Genomic DNA, 21,405 nt, shown 5'->3' with positions numbered 1-21,405 from the left:
CCGGGGACAGTCACCTATTTCCCATCGCCATCCGCCGCCGGCGCTCCGGCCGTTTCCACCGCCCGCAGCCTTGCGCTGCGGCTCCGGGGATTGGCCGCGATCTCCTCGGCGCCCGGCGTCACCGGCTTTCGCGTCACCTCTCGCGCCCGGGGCACGAAAGGCTCCGGCGGTCCCGGCGCGCGGCGCGGGATCGGCGCCGGACGCGCCCACGCCCGAAACCGCCGTTTCACGATGCGGTCCTCGAGCGAATGAAACGCGATCACGACGATCCGCGCGCCGGGCCGGCATCGCTCGATGGCCAGATCGAGCAGCGCATCCGCCTCGCCAAGCTCGTCGTTCACCGCGATGCGCAGCGCCTGAAACGTCCGCGTCGCCGCATCGATGCCGCCCGCGTGCCGCGATTTGGCGGGCATCGCGCCGTGAACGATCCGCCGCAGCCGTTCGCCCGTGAACATCGCCGAGAGTGCGCCCGCGTCCTCGCCGATCATCTCCGCGTGCGCCTTGCGTTCGGCGACGATCGCCCGCGCGACGCGGCGCGCGTACCGCTCCTCGCCGAAATCGCGGAGGATGCGCGACAAGTCCGCCTCGTCGATACGCGCGAGCAGTCGGGCCGCGCTCTCGCCTCGGCTCGTGTCCATGCGCATGTCCACTTGCACGTCCGCGCCGAACGAAAATCCGCGGCCGGGATCGTCGAGCTGCATCGAGCTCACGCCGAGGTCCGCGAGCACGCCGTCGAGCCGATCGACGCCGAGATCGTCCAGCACGGGGCCGAGCATCGAAAAACTCGCGTACGCGAACACGGCGCGCTCGCCGAATCGCGCCAAACGGTCGCGCGCGATGGCGATAGCGGCCGCGTCGCGATCCGCGGCGATAAGCCGGCCTGTCGTCAGCCGCGCCGCGATCGCTTCGGCGTGCCCGCCCGCGCCGGCCGTTGCGTCGAGATAGACGCCGTCCGGTTTCACTTGCAAAAGATCGATGACTTCCTTTAAGAGAACCGGCCGATGGGGGACCGACCCCACCGATTTGTTCAATCCCGCGGCTCCGAAACAACGTCCCAGAGGTCTTCCCACTCCGCGTGCATTTTGGCGCGTTCGGTATCCCAAACGTCCGGGCGGTAGAGCTGCACGCGGTCGGTGCCGCCGTTGACGATGACTTCGCTGCCGAGGCCCGCATCCTCGCGCAACGCCGGTGGCACGAGGACGCGGCCGGCCGTGTCGATCGTCACTTTTTGAGCCGGCGAAACGTAAAACGCCTGAATTTTCGCGACCTTGGGATGCATGTCCGGAAAACGGTCCAGGGCGGAAAGCACGCGTTCAAATGCGTCTTCCGTAAGCATTTCCAGGCAGGTCGGCGTCGAGGTCAAAAAAAACGGCTGCTTGGCGATTTCGCCAAGTTGCTCGCGGATGGACGCCGGAATCGCGACGCGACCCTTCGTGTCCATTTTGACCTTGCTGCAACCCATGAGCCGCATGAAAAACCGCCTAAACGGGGTACCGCACCCACTTATCAACCCTAAATCGACACCTTTCCCCACACTCAAACACAAGGATGGGAGGCTGTCAACGCGGACGGGGGTGATTTGGTGGAATTTTGGGCGAGCGGATCGTCAGGGTTTAGGCGAAGCGAACGGACCCAACCGCCGACAGGCTACAACGACGGGGACGATGAAAGATTCGGCGCGAAAACAAGGCGCCGTGTAATTATCCGCGCTAGAACGTGATGCCCGTCCTCATCCGCGCCATGGTGACGTTGGAGACGTTGTCGTAAACGTCGGAGAAGTACGGGCCGACCCAGGCGTAGCCGATGTCGAGGCCGGTGAAGAAATGGCCCCAGAAAAAGCCCTCGACGCCGACGTTGAGTTCCCAGCCGAGGTCGTGGCTCGCGTCGCCGCCGTCCTTGTCCTTGTGCGGCTCGTTGATCCAGCTCTTGATGAGATCGACGTTGATCGTCATCTGTTCGACCGGGCGCAAATAGCCGCCGGCCTTGGCGAAGATGCCGTTTTTCACCGCGCCGCCCATCAGGATTTCCCAGACGATCATGTCGACATTGAAATCGCGATCCATCGGGAAGGTGTTGATGCGGTCGCCGAACGCGCGCTGATTTTCGACGACGGCCTCGATGAAGTCGATCGTGTTCTCGGAGGCGTCCTCGTCCGCGTCGCGCGAAAGCGCGGCCAGCGCCACCTCGCGCGCGGCGTCGCCGTCGAATTCCCGCTCGGGGTCCGGATGCTCCGGGCTTGAGAAGCCGCCCATGAGGCCCGCGCCCCACTTGGCGGAACGATACCGGAAACGCAGCGCGTCCACGAACGCCGACACGGCGATCTTGCCGGCCCCGGCGCCCGTCGGGAGACCGGATTCCTCGAGATCCTCGATGGTCTCGAAGTCGATCTGCTTAAACGACCCCTGCAACCACACACCCTCGTTTTCGATCTCGAAACCGCCGAACTTGAACTTGAGCCACAGGTCGTAAGCGTTCAGCCGCGCGTTCGTCGAATGCTGGTTGCGATTGACGAAATACAGGCCGCCGTTGAACGTGCTGTTGGTCCCGAGCTTCACGTCGCGCACGTACTGAACGAACGCCAACTCGTGCACGTCCTGATCGCCCGTGCGGAAATCGTTTTCGACGATGCGGTCGTAAATCAGGACCGGCACGTACGGCCCGATCTTCGTGCCGAACATCAGGCGGTCGTAAGTGTCGCCGTAGTTTTTGTCGAGGCCTTCCCAGCCGTATTCCGTCTTTTCCGGCAGGCCGCTGTTCGAGAACACGCCCATGCCGAATTGCGACGGCATGCGGCCAAAGCGCACGAAACCGACCGGCAACAGCACCTCCGCCCAAAGGCGCGTGAGCTGAATCGGATCGACCTCCGCCCCCGGCGTCGTGCTGTAGTAGGACTGCGTCGTCGAGGTGTCTTGCGACAGAGCGTTGCCGCGAACAAGGCCGTCCGTGTCGAGCTCGACCGTCTCGATCTCCTCCACGTCCGACGGATTGCGTTGCACCCGCACAAACGGCACCCGCGCGGTGGCGTTCTGGCCGAACATCGAGTTGCGCAGCGCGTCCACCTGCGCCTTGAGCTGGATCTTCTCGTTGACGGTCACCGTCGGCAAAAACAACGCGCGCTGATCGAAAAACGACCACCAGTCCGAATCCACGTCCGTGTCGTCACCGAGAATTTCCTCATCGTCGAAGCGGAATCCGTGGTTGAAGATGTTGTCGTACCGGACACGGTAGTATCCGGACAGATCGACGCTGACGCCGGGATCTTCCACGTCCGCGTCCTCGGCATGCGCGAGCCCCGCGAACGCAAGGGCGACAAGGGCCGCCGTCAGGATGATCGTTGTTTTCATGGACGCCTCCGCATAATCCCGCCTGGATTTAAGGAATCATCAGGTAACGCACGCCAAGCCCGCCGCGCAAGCCCCCGGCGTCGCCCGACACGTTCCGCTTTTCCCAATGGAAATCGTCGAGCGAATCGCCGCGCACGAACACGACGTCAAATGTATCGACCGGCACGACGGACCACGTCACGTCGAGCACCAGCAGCAGTTGCGACAAAAGTTGCACCTCGAACCCCGCGCCCGCGTGGACGCCAAAGGCCCACGCCGATTCGCGAAATTCGATGTCGTTGCGAAAAAAATTGCGCTCCGCTGGCAGTCCCTCGCCCTCGGGCTCGTCGGTCGCGGCCGGGTTGCGCGCCTGATTGTAGAGGTCGCCGCCCGAAACGCGCGTGTCCATGTAATAGGCGCCGGCGCCCGCAAGCAGCGTCGGGTGCCAGTTCGCCGTCGGGAAAAACCGCAGCCGCGCGGTCGCGAGAATCGGGATCTGAAAGCGATCGTAGACGATGTCGAGATCGCGGCTTGGCGCGTACGAAAACCACAATAGCGATTCGGTCAGCTCGAACGAGAACCGGGGCTTTTCGCCGAAACGCACGCCCTGCATCAGCCCGGGCAGAAACAGCGCGTCGTGCGTGGAAAACGAATAATACTGATTGCGCGATTCGCCGGTGGGCGCGGTTAGGCCGCGCACGTCGCGCCCCCAGGTATTGTCCCGCATGCCCCCGCCGTACACGTCCGCGTCGATCGGATACTGATACTCGAGCTGGCCGCCGAAAAGCAGGCGCATCTGCGCATCGGCCACCGGCGGCGCAAGGGCCGCGATCGCCATCAAAACGCCGAATGCTGCCGCGCGCCTCATGGGCTCCCTGGGTCGCGAGATGAGAAATTTTCGGGGTGATACCGCCGGAAAAAGCGGCGCGAATTTAGCACTGTCCGTTTCGGGGGGTCAACGCGAACCGCGGGCGACGCCCGTTTTCCGCCGCTTGCTTTTCGGCACGAACGGCTTTTGCGGCGGCCCCGGGGTGACGACGACCTCGAAATCGCCGTCGTCAAGCGCGCTCATGTAGTGTTCGATGAGATCCCGCGTGCGGAACCAGCCGTCGTATCGAGCCTCGTCCTGCGCCCGGACGATCGGAAACTTGTCGAGGATATGCTTCGCGTCGTCGTGCGAGATGCCGTAAAGCAGAAAATACAGCGCGTCGAGCCGCGCCATGCGGTGCCGCCTGTCTTCCTCGTTCCATGCGAACGGCTCGCCCGTCACGCCGAATTCCGCCGCGAAGTCCTTCAGATCGACGGACGTGTACGACAGGCGGACGACTTCGTCCCGGACAAACGCCGCGACATCGACATCACAGTCCTCCCGCGTGAAAGCTGCATACGTTTCGGGCGCGATGAACGGCAATTGTTCGACGATATAAAGATTCAAATGCTGTCCCTGAACTTTCTGCCTGGCAACAAAATCGAATGCGAAGGAATTCATGTTTGCCAGCATGCACAATAAACGCATGCCGGTGTCGGCGGCATCGGAACTCGGAAGCAGAAGCGGCAAGGTGTTCCCCACCGCCGCGCGCGGGATCACCGCGGCGATCATCGTGCGGGCATTCGTCGGCGCGGTGATTTCCTTGAAGCCGACGAACCAGGAAATTTCCTTCGAAACGGGGATTTCCGATTCGGCAACCCAGAACTGCGGCGTCGGGAGCCAAGACGGATTGCGGTGCTGCTCGTCCGTCGCTGACTCCGCGTTCGCAGGGCGGTGAACGTTTTCCGGATTCACAATGACGTTCGCGGCACGATGGTCGTACATCTGCACCATCTTGCCCTCGTAAAGTGGGGACCAGGTTTTTTTGCCTTTCTTCCACTGATTGCCGGCGAACCGCCTGACGTGCATCGCTTGTAGCTCGTCCTTCGTCATGAAGAGGTGCGAATCGTTCGTCATGTGAAACATCGTCAAATATTTGATCGGATACAGATATTTCGGCTCGTCCTCGCGCCGGTCCACCAGCACCGGGTGTTCGCGATAAATCCGCGTCGTGATGGCCGCATCGCGTTGCTCTCGGAAGATCGGCGCCGTTGCCGTATTCGGGTTCACCAGCGCGAAGTCGGCCGGCGTCAATTCGAAGACGCGCTCCGCCTCGTCGATCTCTTCCACGCGATGCAGGAAAAACGCGCACCGGACGCGATTGAATTTCCTCGTCTCGCCGCCAAAGATCAACGCACAGAATTTGAACCGCGTATCGACATCCGGGAAGAACTCCTTTCCCGTCTTCCGATCGCGATTCTCGAAATCAAACAGAGCCGAAAGGCGAGCATTCGTCGAAATCGTTCGGAAGAAATTCGCCGCCGACTTGTCCGATGCGATCCCCGACGGCGTCAGCAACCCGACGATGCCCGTCGGCTTGACGAGCCGCGCGGCCCTTTCGACGAACAGGCTGTACAGATTCATGTCGCCATTCGCCAGAAGGTCGTATTCGCCGCTTGAACGCGCGAGGCGCATCGCCGACTCGGTGTTCCGCCGCGCTTCTTCGTATTCCAGGGCCAGCGGATTTCGCGCCTCCTTCATTTCGGCCACGAGCTTCTTCCGGTCAGCCGCGCGCGCCTGCTTCGCGATTTCGGGCGCGCGGATCGCGAACCATTCCACCTCCTGGATCTTCATGCGGTCCCACGGCGGGTTTCCGACAACGGCGTCGAATCCACCGTCGGGAACGCGAAAGTTTTGCTCAATTTTCCAGATCGACGGAAAGGCAAATTCCCAGTGGAAAAAATGTTCGTCATCCGCGACCGACAACGCCCGCGCAAGCAATTCGTTCAGGTTCCGCATGGCGTCGCCATTGTCCCCGCCATTTCGGCCGTTTGCGTCGAGATAGCCGCGTTCCGCCGCCTCGGCCAGGCGCGAGGCGCGGTCCAGCAGTTGCTTGCGCCCCTCCCGGACCCGTTTCTGTTCGTCCTTGTCCGCCCCCGATTCCAGCCAGCGCAAACCCTGCCAAAGGTCGGCCAGCCGCCAGTACGGCCGCCGCTTGTCTTCCACCATTGCGTAGAGCGTTCGCGACGTGTTGACCTCGGTGAGGTCGGCGTCCGCGATTTCGGAGATTTGATCGAGCGCGGGCGCGAACCGCGCGAGGTCGCGAAAGAAACCCGACGCGAATAGCGGCGCGACCTTTTCCATGTCGCCCACGACGCCCGACATCCATTCGCCGAACAGCGAATCGCCGCAGTGCAAATGATGATCGAGAAACGAAAGCGGCGCGCCGACCGTGAACGTATGCAGCCACAACGCAACCTTGGCGAGTTCGACGGCCATGGGGTTTTTGTCCACGCCGTGAACCACGCTCTTCAGGATCATGCGGCGCACGAGATGCCGGTCGTCCAGTTGTGACGCCTCCACGCGCCAGCCCTCGTCGCGGGCGTGGTCGAGAATCCGCTGCCGCGTCTGCCGGATGCGTTTTTCAACCGGAGATACGTATCGCTCGCCCGACTTGTGCACGACGCCCGCCGCATCGCCGAGCACGCGGATGATTTCGTCGGCGAGGTAATCGACAAGCGCCACGAGAAAATGCCCGCTTCCCATCGCCGGGTCGCAGACCTTCAGGCGAAGGATCGCGTCGGCCGCGTCCTTCTCCTGCAAATGAGAAAGTCGATCAAACACCGACGCCCGGGAGGATGTCATTTCCTGGGCACGCACCTCGAAAACATGCATGCGCTCGGCGATCAGGGGGCCGACGGCTTCCTTTACGACCAGTTTGACGAGGTCGTCCGCGGTGTAATAACTGCCGGTATCCTTGCGCGCGAACTTGTTCGGCCGGATGCCGATCTTTCTGTCCGCCTGCCGATACGCGACGAATTCCAGCAACCGCTCGTAAACCGAACCCAGATGGCGCACGGAAAGATCGCGGTAGTTGATCCATTGGGACCGCGCGTCGCCGTCCGCCTGCGTATCGCGATGGCGCGATAGGCGATCGATGATCTTGATCAGGACCGAATCCGGGATTTCGACGCGCGCCCGCTCGGGAATGCTCTCGTCGTCAAACAGGCCGCCGTTATAAGCGGGCAATCCTACTTCCGTATCCCCATGCGCGATCGCGCGAAACAAGTCCCGTAATTGACGGTCATATCGAGCGAGCTTACCGGAAAGTTTTTCACCGCGATCGACGCGCTCGGCGACGTCGTGGCGAATTCGTCGAAGGGAGTAGTGTTCGTATCGCTCGTCCTTCACCGGCAGCAAGTCACGATCTTCCGCGTAAAAAACGAATAGAAGCCGGTAAAGAAAAATCAGGGCGGCGTGCCGGACCTCGTCGAGCGTCGCCGCTGGCGCGCGCTCGGCGATGGCGTTCAGCAAATCGGGATAGAGCTTGTGAAAGACGTGTTCGCCAAGGTCCTGGGCGATTTTGCGTTCCCACAAGCGGCCTTCGGCTTGCATCTCCTCGAGAAACGAGCGTGCGCCGGTTCCTTCACGGAAAAACGAAGCCGGCCGGAAAACGATGATGAACAGCCTCAACGCGTCGCCAACGTCTTCGTACCCGGTATCAAAAAGGTCGCCCGCAAAGCCGGCCGCGCCCGCGGCGATCGCAAGATCGATATCGAAAAATTCCTCCGACTGCGAATACGCCTTTTGCCAATACAGCCGCCAGTGGCGCCCGTTGGAGAGAATGCCCCATTCGATGCGGCTGCCCGGGATAACCGCGACGCGCGCCAGATACGCCAGAATCTGGTTTGACGGCGTTTTCGTATCGTCGGTGTCGCGGTCGTCGGCACGATCGAGCGGGCGGTTCCATCGCTTGGATTCCGCGACGCACAGCCCGTAGGCGTATCGTTCGGATTCGTGCCGGTGATTTTGCGCGGCACGAAGTTTTGCGTCGTCATCGAAAAGGAGAAGATCCGGGAGTTTGCGGCGGCCGCGCGGCGTCGCGCTTTGTTGCGGCAGATAGTGCCAGCCGAGCGCCTTCAGGATCGGGATGATGATCTGGTGTTCGGTTTCCGCCTCGTTGCGCGTGTCGGATTCGCGATGTTTTCCAAACAGATCGATCAAGAATGCGCGGAAACGCTCGACATCGTCATCGGTGATCGATTTCCATACGCCGGTCTCTCGAATGCCTTCAAGAAGATATTGCTGGGTAAAAAGTTGGCCGCGCAAATGGACTCCGGGACCGGCGGGCGGCGCCGCGCAGGAGGCGGCGCCGCCGGCCCTTATCGCTTCAACACGCCGCCGCGACGGCGTTTTCGAACGTCACCGCGCAGTCGGCCCAGTCGGCGTTGGCCTGGTCGACGTCGTCGCACGAGATGTCCTTGATGCAATTCACGAGGTCGATAAACGACTGCTCGCCGCACGAGCTGCCCGCGGCCGCGTTGTAACCGGACTGGCAGGCTTGCTCGGACGACGCCGGCTCCTGCTGCGGCGCGATGCAGCCGTCGGGATTGCCGTACAGCCGCTGCGATTCGTCGGTGCACTCCCCGACGGGATCGGCCATGTCGTCCGCGTCGTCGTCGGCCGGCGCGTCGTCGTCTTCTTCTTCGTCGTCGTCATCGTCATCGCCGCAGGCGACAAGCGCCGAGGCGGCCAAAAGCGCCACGATCAAAGCGGTCCACAACCAGATTCGCCCGTTCATGCGAACTCCTCGTCATTAGGGGTCAGCGGAAAATCGCGGGGAGTTTCGGGCGTATCCGCTTGCCAAGTCAAGGCACGCGGCCGGACCGTCGCCCGGACTTATCCCCGCTGTCCCCAACCCTTCGTCCCCAGATTTGGCCGCGAAAAAAAAGTGCGGCAAACTTTGGCCTTCATGCACCGGAAAGGGCGTCCTTCGGCCGCGGAACCCCGCGTTCCGACAAGGGAAATCGTGGGCCGGCTCGCCGCCCGGGGCGGTCCGGCGCAGGGCTTGTCAGACGATCGGGAAGCTACTATATGTGGTGCCTCAATCAGCAGGCACCAACAAACTGTGGTAGCGGCCACGTTTCGGCGGGTCGCCCGTCAACGGTTCGCGGCGCGTGCCGGATTGACGAAAATGTGGGACAATCATTCGCGTTCACGTGGAGGCAGACGGTGAAGATTCCACGCCGATTTACAAAGAAGGGGCAAAGCCCGTACGCCGGTTTCAACTTCGTGCGACGGGTCAGCGAAATCACGAACCCCGACGGCAGCGTCGTTCATCGCAATTCGAACGTCGTCGTGCCGGATTCGTGGTCGCAGGTGGCGACCGACATCCTGGCGCAGAAATATTTCCGCCGCACGGACGTGCCCCAGTTTGACGACGAGGGCCAGCCGGTCGTCGACGAGTCCGGCAAGCAGAAGACCGGCTCCGAGCACGACGGGCGACAGGTTTTCGATCGACTGGCCGACACCTGGGCCGACTGGGGCCGGCGCAACGGCTACTTCGACACGCCGACCGACGCCAAGGCGTTCCGCGACGAGCTCGCGTACATGCTGTGCGCGCAGGTCGCCGCGCCGAACTCGCCGCAGTGGTTCAACACCGGCCTCTACCACGCCTACGGCATCACCGGCCGCGCGCAGGGGCACTATTTTTTCAACCCCGAAAGCGGCCAGGTCGAGCGCTCCAAGAACGCCTACGAACGCCCACAGCCGCACGCCTGTTTCATCCAGTCCGTCGCCGACGACCTCGTCAACGAGGGCGGCATCATGGACCTGTGGACGCGAGAGGCACGCCTTTTCAAATACGGCTCCGGCACGGGATCGAATTTCTCGTCGCTGCGCGCCGAGGGCGAGCGGCTGGCCGGCGGCGGCAAGAGCTCGGGCCTGATGTCCTTCCTGAAGATCGGCGATCGCGCGGCCGGCGCCATCAAATCCGGCGGCACCACGCGCCGCGCGGCGAAGATGGTCTGCCTTAACCTCGATCACCCCGACATCATGGAATTCGTCGAGTGGAAGGTGAAAGAGGAAGAGAAGGTCGCCGCGCTTGTCGCCGGCAGCAAGCTCATCAAACGCAAGATGAACGCCATCCTGCAGGCGTGCGCGAAGAAGGCCGACGGCGAAAAGCCCGAGTGCGATCCGAAAAAGAACGCCGCCCTCGCGGCCGCCATCATCGACGCGCGCGAGGTGATGATCCCCGAGACCTTCATCCAGCGCATCCTCGGCTACGCGCGCCAGGGTTACACGCACGTCGTGCTGCATGAATACGACGTGGATTGGAACAACGAGGCGTACCAGACCGTCTCCGGCCAGAACGCGAACAACTCCATCCGCATTCCGAACGAGTTTTTCGACACGCTCGAGAAAAACGGCACGTGGAAGCTCACCTGGCGCCAGGGCGGCGACGTCGCCCGCGAGTTGCCCGCGCGCGAGATGTGGGACCGCATCGGCGCGGCGGCGTGGGCGAGCGCCGACCCCGGCACGCAGTACGACACGACGATCAACGAATGGCACACCTGCCCGGCGGGCGGACCGATCCGCGCGAGCAACCCCTGCTCCGAATACATGTTCCTGGACGACACCGCCTGCAACCTCGCGAGCATCAACCTCATCAAGTTCCTGAACGACGACGGCACCTTCGATGTCGAGGGCTTCCGCCACGCCTGCCGCCTGTGGACCACGGTGCTCGAGATCAGCGTGCTCATGGCCTCGTTCCCTTCGCAAGAGATCGCGCGCAAGAGCTACCAGTACCGCACGCTCGGCCTCGGCTACGCGAACCTCGGCAATCTGCTCATGCGCATGGGCCTGCCCTACGACTCCGACCGCGGCCGTTCGATCTGCGGCGCGATCACCGCGATCATGACGAGCGAATCGTACGCGACGAGCGCGGAACTTGCGGGCGAGCTCGGGCCGTTCCCGAAGCACGAGGAAAACGTCGAGACGATGCTGCGCGTCATCCGCAATCATCGCCGCGCCGCGCACGCCGCGCCGGATGACGACTACGAAAACCTGTCGATCAAACCCGTCGCGATCGACGCGGACGAGTGCCCGGACTATCTGCTCAAGGCCGCGCGCGAGGGCTGGGACCGCGCGTTGGCGCTCGGCGAAAAGCACGGCTACCGCAACGCCCAGACCACCGTCATCGCGCCCACCGGCACGATCGGCCTTGTGATGGACTGCGACACGACGGGCGTCGAGCCGGATTATTCGCTCGTCAAGTTCAAGAAGCTCGCGGGCGGCGGCTACTTCAAGATCATCAATCGTTCCGTGCCACTCGCGCTCAAGAGGCTCGGTTACTCCGACGTGGAGATCGACGCCATCATCGCCTACGCCGTCGGCCGGCAGACGCTCGCCGGCGCGCCGCATCTGAATCACGACGCCCTGCGGGCGAGGGGCTTCACGCCCGAGATCATCGAGAAGATCGAAAAGGCGCTGCCGAACGCATTTACGGTCGAGGCCGCGTTCTCCACGTGGGTGCTCGGCAAGGATTTCCTGACCGGCACGCTCGGCATCTCCGACGAGACCGTGGACCGCATGGACTTCCGCCTGTTGCCGTCGCTCGGCTACACCGAAGACCAGATCCGCGCCGCGGAAGACTACGTCTGCGGCACCATGACGCTCGAAGGCGCGCCGTTCCTGAAGGACGAGGATCTGCCCGTCTTCGATTGCGCCAATCGTTGCGGGCGCATCGGCAAGCGCTACATCGCGATCGACGGCCACCTGAAAATGATGGCCGCGGCGCAGCCGTTCATCTCCGGCGCGATCAGCAAGACCGTCAACATGCCCGCCTTCTCCTCCGTCGGCGACGTGCAGGACACCTACCTCAAGGGCTGGCGCATGATGCTGAAAGGCGTGGCGCTCTACCGCGACGGCAGCAAGCTCTCCCAGCCGTTGTCCTCGCTGTCGGTCGAGGAGGTCGAGGCCGTCACGTCGCTGGATGTCGCGAAGACGGCGGAGAAACTCGCCGAGCGCGTCGTGCTGAAATACGTCTCCGGCCGGCGCAAGCTCCCCGAGCGCCGAGGCGGATACACGCAAAAAGCCTCCATCGGCGGTCACAAGATCTACCTGCGCACCGGCGAATACGAGGACGGCACGCTCGGCGAGATCTTCCTCGACATGCACAAGGAAGGCGCCGCGTTCCGGAGCCTCATGAACTGCTTCGCGATCGCCATCAGCCTCGGCCTGCAGCACGGCGTTCCGCTCGACGAATTCGTGGACGCGTTCGTGTTCACGCGCTTTGAGCCCAACGGCATGGTCGACGGCCACAAGCGCATCAAGATGACGACCTCGATCATCGACTACGTCTTCCGCGAGCTGGCGATCAGCTACATGGACCGCTCGGACCTCGCGCACATCCCCGACGACGGCGTCGAGGATCCGACGAGCGAGAAGCTCTACGAGGAAGGATGGTCGCGCGGCGGTCACACGCCCGGCGAGACGTCGGTCGTCGTTGCTCGCGGCGAGACGGCCGAGCCCTCGACGCGCGTGGCGAACGCGCCGCGCCTGCGCTCGGTGACCTCCGAAACCGAAGGCGCCAAGGGCGAGGCGAAGGTCGGCGAGGCAAACGTCATCGGAAACCTCGCGGCCCTGCCCGCCGCGGCCAGGGCCTCCGCCGGCGCGCGCCCGAACGTCGCCCTGCAGATCAAACAGGCCCGGCAAAAGGGATTCACGGGCGACCCCTGCGAGGAGTGCGGACAGTTCACCATGGTCCGAAACGGCACGTGCCTGAAATGCGTGACCTGCGGATCGACGTCGGGCTGTTCGTGAATTGAGACGATGTCAGTGCCGCAAACGAAGTCGCCCTGCTTCGAGCGGGGTGACGGAGTGCGCGGTTGGTTTCGCGGCCGTATAGAACGATTTTTCCGGCGCCACTCGACCGCGCGCTCCCGCCGCCGCCGCGGCGGCGTTCGTTTGCGGCCCTGACGCGCCAGGCAACGGACCGGGGGAACGCCATGTCACGCACCAGTTGGCACACCTACTTCATGGACATCGCGCAGGCGGTGTCGACGCGCGCGACCTGCGACCGGCTGAAGGTCGGCGCGGTCATCGTGAAGGACCACCGCATCCTGACGACGGGCTACAACGGCTCGCTGCCCGGCTCGCCGCATTGCGACGAGGTGGGGCATCTGGTGAAGGACGGCCACTGCGTGCGGACGATCCACGCCGAGCAGAACGCCGTGCTCCAGGCCGCGCGTTTCGGCATCTCGCTTTCCGACGCGACGTGCTACTGCACCTTCAAGCCGTGCCTGCAATGCCTGAAAGCGCTTCTCGGCGCGGGCGTGACGCGCATCATCTTCGGCGAGATCTACGGCAACGAAAAATCCTACTTCGGCGAGGAAGACATCCTCAAAGGCTTCGGCAAAAACCCTGTGCAGTCGATCGAGGAAGCGATCGAGGCGGATGCGAAGGCGGCGGCGGGGAAGCTGGTGCAGGGGTTGTAGGGTCTTGCGCGAGCGGGCGCGGCCTACCGGGGCGGGACGCCATTCCGTACGTGAGTCATCCGCGGGCGCGACGTCATCCTGAGCGAAGCGAAGGATCTGGCTGGCCCCTGCTGACGGCTACACGTCAACCGGCGCGGAGCCAGATCCTTCGGCCAGCGTAGCTCGCCTCAGGCCGACGGCACTCGCTACGCACGCCTCGGGATGATGGACCCGCGAGCCGCCTGAAACTCTCTAATTCATTCCCGCGCACGTTTTCTCGTTTTCCGCCCACAGCCAACCGACGATCGCTTCCTTGATATTTTCGAGAGCTTCCTTCTGGTCCTTGCCCTGCGAAACGCATCCGGGCAGCGCGGGGCATTCCGCGACGATCCAGCCATCCTCGGCGCGGGTCAACGTGACATCAAAAAGCATGGCGCCTCCGGTTAACGTCCGTCGAAAACGATAGCACAGGATTGGCGCGTTGCCGACGGTGCGGCGTCGCGTTGGCGGCAAGGCGATTCGGCGATGGTCCGTTGCGTCAATTCGCTTTCAAATACCACGATCGACCGCCAAGGAGAGCGGCGACTCCCCGGGACCGCAGGTGTCCTCACCTGCTTCGAATGCGATGCCGCGTTTCGCAACGGCCGGCTCGCGGCACGAACGGGGCGGCCGCGTTTGTGATTGGCGTACGAGACCGCGCACTCCGTCCGCCTTCGCTTTCGCTTCGGCGTGACTCCGTTTGCGGCCCTGACATCGCGAACGAGCGGCGATGCCGAGGCGGTATCGACCGCGCACTCCGTCCGCCTTCGCTTTCGCTTCGGCGTGACTCCGTTTGCGGCACTGACATCGCGGACGAGCGGCGATGCCTGGGCGGTATCGACCGCGCACTCCGTCCGCCTTCGCTTTCGCTTCGGCGTGACTGCGTTTGCGGCACTGACATCGCGGCCTCCGTTTGCGGCACTGACATCTCCGCGTTCTCCGCGGCTCCGCGCGAACAAATTCACGCGAACGGATTGGCGAGCGTGACCGTCTGGCTGCGTTTGGGGCCGATCGAAATGACGTCGATCGAAACACCGAGGAACTTCGCGCAAAATTCCAGGTAGCTCCGCGCGTTTGCCGGCAGATCCTCGTACCGCGTGATCTCCGTCGTCGTTTCCGTCCAGCCGGGCAGCGTCTCATAGATCGGCTTCGCGCGCGTGAGGGCGCCGAGGTCCGCGGGCATCTCGTCGGTATTTTTGCCGTCGATCTCGTAGCCGACCGCCACCTTCAGCTCCGGCAGCCCGTCCAGCACGTCGAGCTTGGTGACGACAAGGCCCGTGATGTCCGACAGCTCCACCGCGTAACGCACCACCACCAGATCGAGCCAGCCGCAGCGCCGGCGCCGGCCGGTGGTGCTGCCGAACTCGTGGCCCTTTTGCACCAGATGTTCGCCGATGTCGTCCGTCAGCTCGGTCGGGAATGGCCCGCCGCCCACGCGCGTCGTGTACGTCTTCATGACGCCGAGCACCTTGTCGATGGATCGCGGACCGACGCCGCCGCCGGTGCACGCGCCGCCGGCGACCGTGTTGCTGCTCGTGACAAACGGGTACGTGCCGTGGTCGATGTCGAGCATCGTGCCTTGCGCGCCTTCGAACAGCACGTTCTTTTTCTCGCGCACCGCGCGGCCCACAACGCGATACGTGTTCGCCGCGTGCGGTGCGAGGCGCTTGGCGTACGCGCCGTATTCCTCGACGATCGCATCCGCGTCGAGCGCGTCGCGCTTGTAGTACTCGGTCAGCAAAAAGTTCGCCTCGGGCAGCGCCTCGCGCACGTGATGCGAGAGCGTCTCCCTGTCGATCAGCGCGCCGAAGCGAAGGCCATATCGGCCGATCTTGCTCTTGTAGGCCGGGCCGATGCCGCGTCCGGTCGTGCCGATCTTGCCGGCGCCCATGCGATCCTCGGCCGCGGCGTCGAGCGCGATATGCCACGGCATGATGACGTGCGCGCGGTCGGAGATGAGAAGCGACGCCGGGTCTTTCAGGCGGCCTTTCGCGATCAGGCGGTCCATCTCCTCGATTAGCACCTTCGGATTCACGACGACGCCGTCGCCGATGACGCACGTCACGCGGTCGTGAAGGATGCCCGACGGGATGTGATGAAGGATCGTCGTTTCGTCGCCGACAACGACCGTATGGCCGGCGTTGTTGCCGCCCTGATAACGCACCAGAAAGTCGGCCTGCTCGCTGAACAGATCGACCACCATGCCTTTGCCTTCGTCGCCCCACTGCGTACCGATAATGATGACCGCGGGCATGCGTCCCGTGTCCTTCCGATGTCAGGGATTGCGTTTTTGGGATTTCGAACGTGCGGTAAGCCGCGCCATTCGGCCCGGTGATTGATCCTGTCACAGGAAGTGGCGAGTGTCGAGTGACGAGTGACGGTTGATTTCGAATCGGGGAGTTGGGAATGCGGGTGCCACACTTTTGACCGAGCGCCCGAGGTCAAAGGTGTGCCCTTCGTTGTCGGCACACCGTTCCCGGCCTGCGGCCGGTAAAAGTGTGGCACCCGTCCCAACTGTCGGCGCGGTCTATTCCGTCCATATGCGCCGATGCGCACCATGCAAAACGGGCGCGGCTTTTTTTGCCGCGCCCGTTCCTGATCTCCGTCCGCGATGGACTTCGGCCTGTCGCCCTATCTAGCAGCCGCAGCCGTCGTCGTCATCGTCATCATCGTCGTCGTCATCGTCGTCGCCGTCGGCCGTGTCGTCGTCGGCATCGTCGGCGCCGATGAACGCGGTGCCCGTCTGCATGAATCCGCTATCGGCCACAAGGCGCCAGTCAAATCCGTCCGTCGCGAACTCGTCGGTGGTGGCGATGAACGAGAAGTCCTTGAAGTCGCCTTCCTCGATGTCGCCCACGAACGCGGTCGTCACGGTGGTGTTGTGCATCCAGTTGATCCCCTGGATGTTCATCTCGTCCTCGAAGATTTCCGCGACCCACTCGCCGCCGTGGTCCGAGTCCGGAACCATGAGATCGCTCGAGAGCACGTAATCCGGCGACGGCATGAAGATCTCGACGAGGTAGATCCAGTGCTGGCCCTCGACGTTTGGGCTCGTCGTGTTGGAAACGCGGAAGTTGAACTCGTACTGCGTGTTCGATTCGAGCGTCGCGGGGCTTGACGATTCGACCGTGCCGGTAAAGCCCGCGCCGTCGTCATCGTCGCCGATGTCATCGTCCGCGGCGTCGTCGTCCGCGGCGTCATCGTCCGCGGCATCATCGTCCGCGGCGGTATCGTCGTCCTGCGCGAAAGCGGGGACGGCGACGATCATCGCCAGGCAGGCAAGAAGGCCCGCAAACCAAAAGCGCGTCATAAATTGCTCCCTCCGAAGGCGCCGTGCCGAAGGACACCCTATTCCGCGACCAATCGGCGCCGCTTGCGTGCGAACTTAGCGGAAATCCTTAAGCATATCAACACAAAAGGCCGGCTGTTTCATAAATTTCCCACGCCGGCGCTCACGTCCATAACAAAGCGGGCGCGGCTTGTGCCGCGCCCGCCCCTTGGACTGTCGTTGACCCTACGCCCGCAACACGCGCGGACGATAGCCTCATTTAGCAGCCGCAGCCGCCGTCATCGTCGTCATCGTCGCCGCCGCTCGGTTCCCCGTCGGTATCGTCATCGGCCGCGTCGTCATCGTCACCGTCGGTGTCGTCGTCGGTGTCGTCGTCCGCCGAGCCGCCGATTTCCGCGACGCCGGTGTCGAACAGGCCGCTATCGGCCACGACGCGCCAGGGGAAGCCGTCCGTCGCGTCCGCGTCGGTCGTCGCCATGAAGGAGAAGTCAAGCGACTCGCCTTCCTGGATGTCGCCATTGATCGCGGTCGTCGCGATGTTGTTGAACTCCCAAAGGATGCCCTGCGTGCCGTCGACATCCTCGATCACCTGCGCGTTCCAGTCGCCGTCGGACGGATGCAGCGGATCGGGCGTGTGGACGCTCGCGCTGTCGATCACGTAGTCGGGCGAGGGCATGAACATCTCGACCAGATAGACCCAGTGGTTGCCTTCGACATCCGCGGACGTCGTGTTCGCGACGGAGAACTCGAATTCGTATTCGGAGTCCGCTTCGAGCGCCGTCGGGCTGGAGAACGTCACTTCGGCCGAGAAGTCATCGTCATCGTCATCGTCGGCCGCGTCGTCGTCCATGTCGTCATCCGCCGCCGTGTCGTCATCCGCGGCGTCGTCGTCCGCGGCCGTATCGTCATCCTGCGCGAAGGCCACGGAGAACGATCCCACGAGAAGGACGAGGATCATCGCCATGAGGATTTGCATTGCTTTCATTGTCGCCATACTCCCAATTGGATTTCTCGATGAATCGGCCCGCCGAAAGACCCTCCCTCGCGGCCGGATCACTCAAAAAGTTGGGTAAATCTAAGGGGAAACGAAAAAAGTATCAAGACCTCCATTTTTCGCCCGCCGGATCCTCGTAAAACCGCCGAGCCCGCGCCCCACTTTCCTCTTTCCTTTTTTCCCCGCCGTCTTTTCCCGCTCCCGGTTGCCCGGCGCGCGACGCCTCCTTAGTATGCCCTTCCCCTTCGATCGACCAGGGCGAGGAGCGGCATGGACAAGGCGGGCGCGCGCGGCGTTTTCGTGACATTCGAGGGCATCGAGGGTTCGGGCAAGACGACGCAGATCGCCCGTGTCGCCCAGCGCCTTCGCGCCGCCGGCCGCGATGTCGTTGCCACGCGCGAGCCCGGCGGATGCCCGATCGCCGACCGCATCCGCGAGATCCTGCTTGACGCGCGCAGCGTCGATCTGGCGCCGCGCGCCGAGCTTCTGCTGTATCTGGCGTCCCGCGCGCAGCACGTGGATGAGGTTATCGAGCCGGCGCTCGCCGCCGGGCGGATCGTCCTTTGCGACCGTTTTCACGACGCGACCGAGGCCTATCAGGGCGTCGCGCGCGGCCACGGCGCCGGCCACGTGCGCGAGCTGTCCGCGATGGCGCTGTCGGCCCCGGAGCCGGACCTGACCATTCTGCTCGATCTTTCGCCCGAGACCGGCCTCGCCCGCGCCAGGGCTCGCGCACAAACCCTGCCCGACGCGCACAAGGAAGACCGCTTCGAGCGCGAGGCGATCGCGTTTCACGAGGCGGTGCGCCGGGCGTATCTCGACATCGCCGCGCGCGAGACGAACCGCGTGGTCCTCATCGACGCCAACGCGGACGCCGATACCGTGTTCGCCCGCGTGTGGGCGCCCATCGCCGCGAGACTCGGGGTTTTGGCGTGACGGCCCAGGCCTGGCCGACGCTCGACGACGTCGTCGGCCAGCCGCGCGCGGTCGGCATCCTTCGACGCAGCATCGCAAGCGATCGCGTCGGCGGCGCGTATCTGTTCGCGGGCCCCGAGGGCGCGGGCAAGTTGACCGCTGCGCGAGCGTTTGTCGCCGACCTTTTCTGCCACGAGCGCGGCGAGGCGCCCGGCGACGCGAGCGCCGTGTTTCGCAAGCTGCGCGACGGGAACCACGCGGACTTTTTCGAGTTCGGACCCGACGGACCGTTTGTCAAGGTCGATCAAATCCGCGAGATGCGCGAAGCCGCGTCGCTCGCGCCGTTCGAGGCCAATCGAAAAGCGTTCGTCCTTGGCGAGGCCGAGCGGATGAATCCCGCGGCTTCGAACGCCTTTCTGAAGGTGCTCGAGGAGCCGCCGGGGCGATCGTTGTTCATTCTCGTCACCTCGGCGCCGCAGCGGTTGTTGCCGACGATCCGCTCGCGCTGCCAGATGATCGCCTTCGGCATCTCGGAGCCAGGTGCGGTGGCGGATGTGCTCGTCGATAAACGAGGCCTGACGCGCAACGACGCCCTGATCGTCGCGCGGCTTTCCGGCGGCTCGATCGGCCGCGCGATGGCCATTCCTGACGAGGTTCTCGCCGCGCGGCGCGAGGTCGGCCGCGTGTTTTTTTCGCTCGTACCCGGACGCGACCGCGCCACGCGCGCGTTGGCGCAAATCCTGTTGGATTGGCCGGAGGGTGTGGATAACGCGCTCGATATGATAAAAACGTTTGTCGCCGACGCGATGCGTCACTTGGCCGGCGCTCCCGCAAGCGAATTGACGCACGCCGACCTCGCCGGGGAAGCGGCCGCGTTCGCGGACCGTTTCGAGCCGGCGATCCTGGCGCGCAAGTCGCGCGCGGTGACATACACGCAACGACTGCTCGCGAGAAACGTCAATCGTCAACTCGCGATCGAGACGATGTTGTTCGAGCTCGCGTCGCCGCGCGGCTCGGACTATGGACGAAGGATGCCCCGATGAATGTGGTGAAAGTGAAATTCGCTGGAAGCAACCGGCCGGTCGCCTTCGACTCCGGAGGCCTTGCCGTCGCGAAAAACGATACGCTGGTGGTTCCCGACGATCACGGCCCGCGCCTGGCGACGGTGTTCGAGATCCAGGAGGACAACGAGTCCGCGGAGCTTCCGCGCGTGGTGCGCGCCGCGACGCGCGACGACATCGATCGCGGCACAAGGATGCGCGAGCGCGAGGCCGAGTCCCTTCTCGCATGCCGCGAGGCCGTCCGCCGGCGCGAGCTGCCGATGAAGGTGATCCACGCGGAATACATCTTCGACGGCACCAAGATCATCTACCATTTCACGGCCGAGGGCCGTGTCGATTTCCGCGACCTGGTCCGCGAGCTGGCCCAGCGATACCGGACGCGCATCGAGATGGTGCAGATCGGGGTGCGCGATGCCGCCAAGCTCCTGACCGGCGTCGGCGTCTGCGGGCGCACGTTGTGCTGCTCCACCTTCCTGCAATGCTTCGCGCCCGTATCCGTGAAGATGGCCAAGGACCAGAACCTCGCCCTGAACGACTCAAAGATCTCCGGCGTGTGCGGCCGGCTCAAGTGCTGCCTGCGTTATGAGCACGAGGTTTACACGGATTTCAAGCGCGAGTTGCCCAAGGTCGGCAAGCGGGCCAAATGCCCCGAAGGCATTGGGCGCGTGGTGCGCCACGATCCCATCGCGCGCAAGGTGTTCATCTATCTGGAGGAAGGCGGCGGTGAAGTGGCGTGCGATCCGGATGTCGTGGAGCGCGTCGCGCCGCCGCCGCCCACGCCGAAAAAGCCCCGGAACGAAACGCCGGATACGACGCCCGCCGGAGCCGATGCGCGCGACGCCGAGCCGGCCAACGGCGAAGCCGCGGATAGCTCCAAGGGCGCGGCGGCCGTGCCGACCGCGGAATCCGGCGCCGATGCGGACGCGACCGGTGACGGGGAATCGAACGGCGGCGCGTCGAACGGCGACGCGGGCGATACGGGGTCGAACGCGCCCGCCGGCTGAGGCGCGGCGTCGCTCGATTCGGGCATCGCCATGGCCGAAGGCGAAAAGATGATCGCGGGCAACCGGCGCGCGCGTCACGAGTACCACATCCTCGAGGAGCTCGAGGCGGGGCTCGCGCTGACGGGCACCGAGGTGAAGTCGCTGCGCGAGGGCAAGGCGAGCATCGCCGAGGGCTACGTGGAGTTCCGCGACGACGGCGCCTGGCTTGTGGGCGCGCACATCCCCCCCTATTCCCACGGCAACATCGCCAATCACGAACCGTTTCGAAAGCGCCGCCTGCTGCTGCGCGCGCGTGAGATCAAGAAATGGGGCGAACGCGTGCGCGAACGCGGCTACACCGTCGTGCCGCTGGCGCTGTATTTCTCCAAGGGCCTCGCCAAACTGAAAATCGGGCTCGCCAAGGGCAAGTCGCTTGGCGACAAGCGCGAAACCATGCGCGAGAAGGACGCCAGTCGCGAGATCGAGCGGGAACTCCGCCGCCGCGGCTGACCGCGCG

At 64.1% G+C, this 21,405-nt stretch carries 16 protein-coding genes; 6 read left to right on the top strand and 10 right to left on the bottom strand.

The window, feature by feature from the left end; translation table 11 throughout:
• Window positions 1-14: 14 nt before the first annotated feature.
• The 6 genes from rsmH to K8I61_17795 form a co-directional block, all read right to left on the bottom strand.
• Complete coding sequence (rsmH, locus tag K8I61_17820) at window positions 15-1,019, bottom strand: 16S rRNA (cytosine(1402)-N(4))-methyltransferase RsmH (protein ID MBZ0273901.1); 1,005 nt, start codon at window positions 1,017-1,019, stop codon at window positions 15-17.
• 8 nt (window positions 1,020-1,027) lie between these two features.
• The gene (locus K8I61_17815; GenBank protein MBZ0273900.1) at window positions 1,028-1,441 is read right to left on the bottom strand and encodes a hypothetical protein; all 414 of its coding nucleotides are present in this window, start codon (window positions 1,439-1,441) and stop codon (window positions 1,028-1,030) included.
• 268 nt (window positions 1,442-1,709) lie between these two features.
• Window positions 1,710-3,344, bottom strand: a complete 1,635-nt coding sequence (locus K8I61_17810) for a hypothetical protein (protein MBZ0273899.1) — start codon at window positions 3,342-3,344, stop codon at window positions 1,710-1,712.
• Between the two features lie 28 nt (window positions 3,345-3,372).
• Window positions 3,373-4,161, bottom strand: a complete 789-nt coding sequence (locus K8I61_17805; GenBank protein ID MBZ0273898.1) for a hypothetical protein — start codon at window positions 4,159-4,161, stop codon at window positions 3,373-3,375.
• Window positions 4,162-4,278: 117 nt separating this feature from the next.
• On the bottom strand, window positions 4,279-8,460 hold the full coding sequence (locus K8I61_17800; protein MBZ0273897.1) for a restriction endonuclease: 4,182 nt from the start codon (window positions 8,458-8,460) through the stop codon (window positions 4,279-4,281).
• A gap of 61 nt (window positions 8,461-8,521) precedes the next feature.
• Window positions 8,522-8,932 (bottom strand): hypothetical protein, encoded by a 411-nt coding sequence (locus tag K8I61_17795; GenBank protein ID MBZ0273896.1) that lies wholly within the window; start codon window positions 8,930-8,932, stop codon window positions 8,522-8,524.
• A 431-nt stretch (window positions 8,933-9,363) separates the two neighbouring features.
• Between K8I61_17795 and K8I61_17790 the strand changes: the two genes are divergently transcribed.
• Together K8I61_17790 and K8I61_17785 are read left to right on the top strand one after the other, a co-directional pair.
• Window positions 9,364-12,954, top strand: coding sequence for a vitamin B12-dependent ribonucleotide reductase (locus K8I61_17790; protein ID MBZ0273895.1), 3,591 nt, complete (start codon window positions 9,364-9,366; stop codon window positions 12,952-12,954).
• A gap of 185 nt (window positions 12,955-13,139) precedes the next feature.
• The gene (locus K8I61_17785; GenBank protein ID MBZ0273894.1) at window positions 13,140-13,628 is read left to right on the top strand and encodes a dCMP deaminase family protein; all 489 of its coding nucleotides are present in this window, start codon (window positions 13,140-13,142) and stop codon (window positions 13,626-13,628) included.
• A 231-nt stretch (window positions 13,629-13,859) separates the two neighbouring features.
• On the opposite strand, the gene K8I61_17780 is transcribed toward K8I61_17785, so the two are convergent.
• The 4 genes from K8I61_17780 to K8I61_17765 form a co-directional block, all read right to left on the bottom strand.
• Window positions 13,860-14,039: a type II toxin-antitoxin system HicB family antitoxin gene (locus K8I61_17780; GenBank protein MBZ0273893.1), complete on the bottom strand. Its 180-nt coding sequence runs from the start codon at window positions 14,037-14,039 to the stop codon at window positions 13,860-13,862.
• Between the two features lie 568 nt (window positions 14,040-14,607).
• Window positions 14,608-15,900 carry an adenylosuccinate synthase gene (locus K8I61_17775; GenBank protein ID MBZ0273892.1) on the bottom strand — a complete coding sequence of 431 codons (1,293 nt, stop codon included), beginning with the start codon at window positions 15,898-15,900 and terminating at the stop codon, window positions 14,608-14,610.
• 381 nt (window positions 15,901-16,281) lie between these two features.
• Entirely contained in the window at window positions 16,282-16,956 is a 675-nt protein-coding gene (locus K8I61_17770; protein ID MBZ0273891.1) for a hypothetical protein, read from the bottom strand.
• Window positions 16,957-17,194: 238 nt separating this feature from the next.
• On the bottom strand, window positions 17,195-17,920 hold the full coding sequence (locus tag K8I61_17765) for a hypothetical protein (GenBank protein MBZ0273890.1): 726 nt from the start codon (window positions 17,918-17,920) through the stop codon (window positions 17,195-17,197).
• A gap of 279 nt (window positions 17,921-18,199) precedes the next feature.
• Here K8I61_17765 and tmk point away from each other — a divergent pair, with 279 nt between their 5' ends.
• Genes tmk through smpB form a run of 4 tightly spaced genes read left to right on the top strand, consistent with a single transcriptional unit; the run spans window position 18,200 to window position 21,398 of the window.
• Window positions 18,200-18,865 carry a dTMP kinase gene (gene tmk / locus K8I61_17760; GenBank protein ID MBZ0273889.1) on the top strand — a complete coding sequence of 222 codons (666 nt, stop codon included), beginning with the start codon at window positions 18,200-18,202 and terminating at the stop codon, window positions 18,863-18,865.
• Window positions 18,862-19,887, top strand: coding sequence for a DNA polymerase III subunit delta' (locus K8I61_17755; GenBank protein ID MBZ0273888.1), 1,026 nt, complete (start codon window positions 18,862-18,864; stop codon window positions 19,885-19,887). The genes tmk and K8I61_17755 overlap by 4 nt, the downstream gene beginning before the upstream one ends.
• Entirely contained in the window at window positions 19,884-20,909 is a 1,026-nt protein-coding gene (locus tag K8I61_17750; GenBank protein ID MBZ0273887.1) for a stage 0 sporulation protein, read from the top strand. Before K8I61_17755 ends, K8I61_17750 begins: the two co-directional genes overlap by 4 nt.
• 30 nt (window positions 20,910-20,939) lie before the next feature.
• Window positions 20,940-21,398, top strand: coding sequence for an SsrA-binding protein SmpB (gene smpB, locus K8I61_17745; protein ID MBZ0273886.1), 459 nt, complete (start codon window positions 20,940-20,942; stop codon window positions 21,396-21,398).
• Window positions 21,399-21,405: the final 7 nt, after the last annotated feature.

This window comes from bacterium, from assembly GCA_019912885.1.
Lineage (GTDB): Bacteria > Lernaellota > Lernaellaia > JACKCT01 > JACKCT01 > JAIOHV01.
The sequence above is the reverse complement of the archived record's forward strand: the minus strand, read 5'-3'. Positions and strand labels throughout refer to the sequence as shown.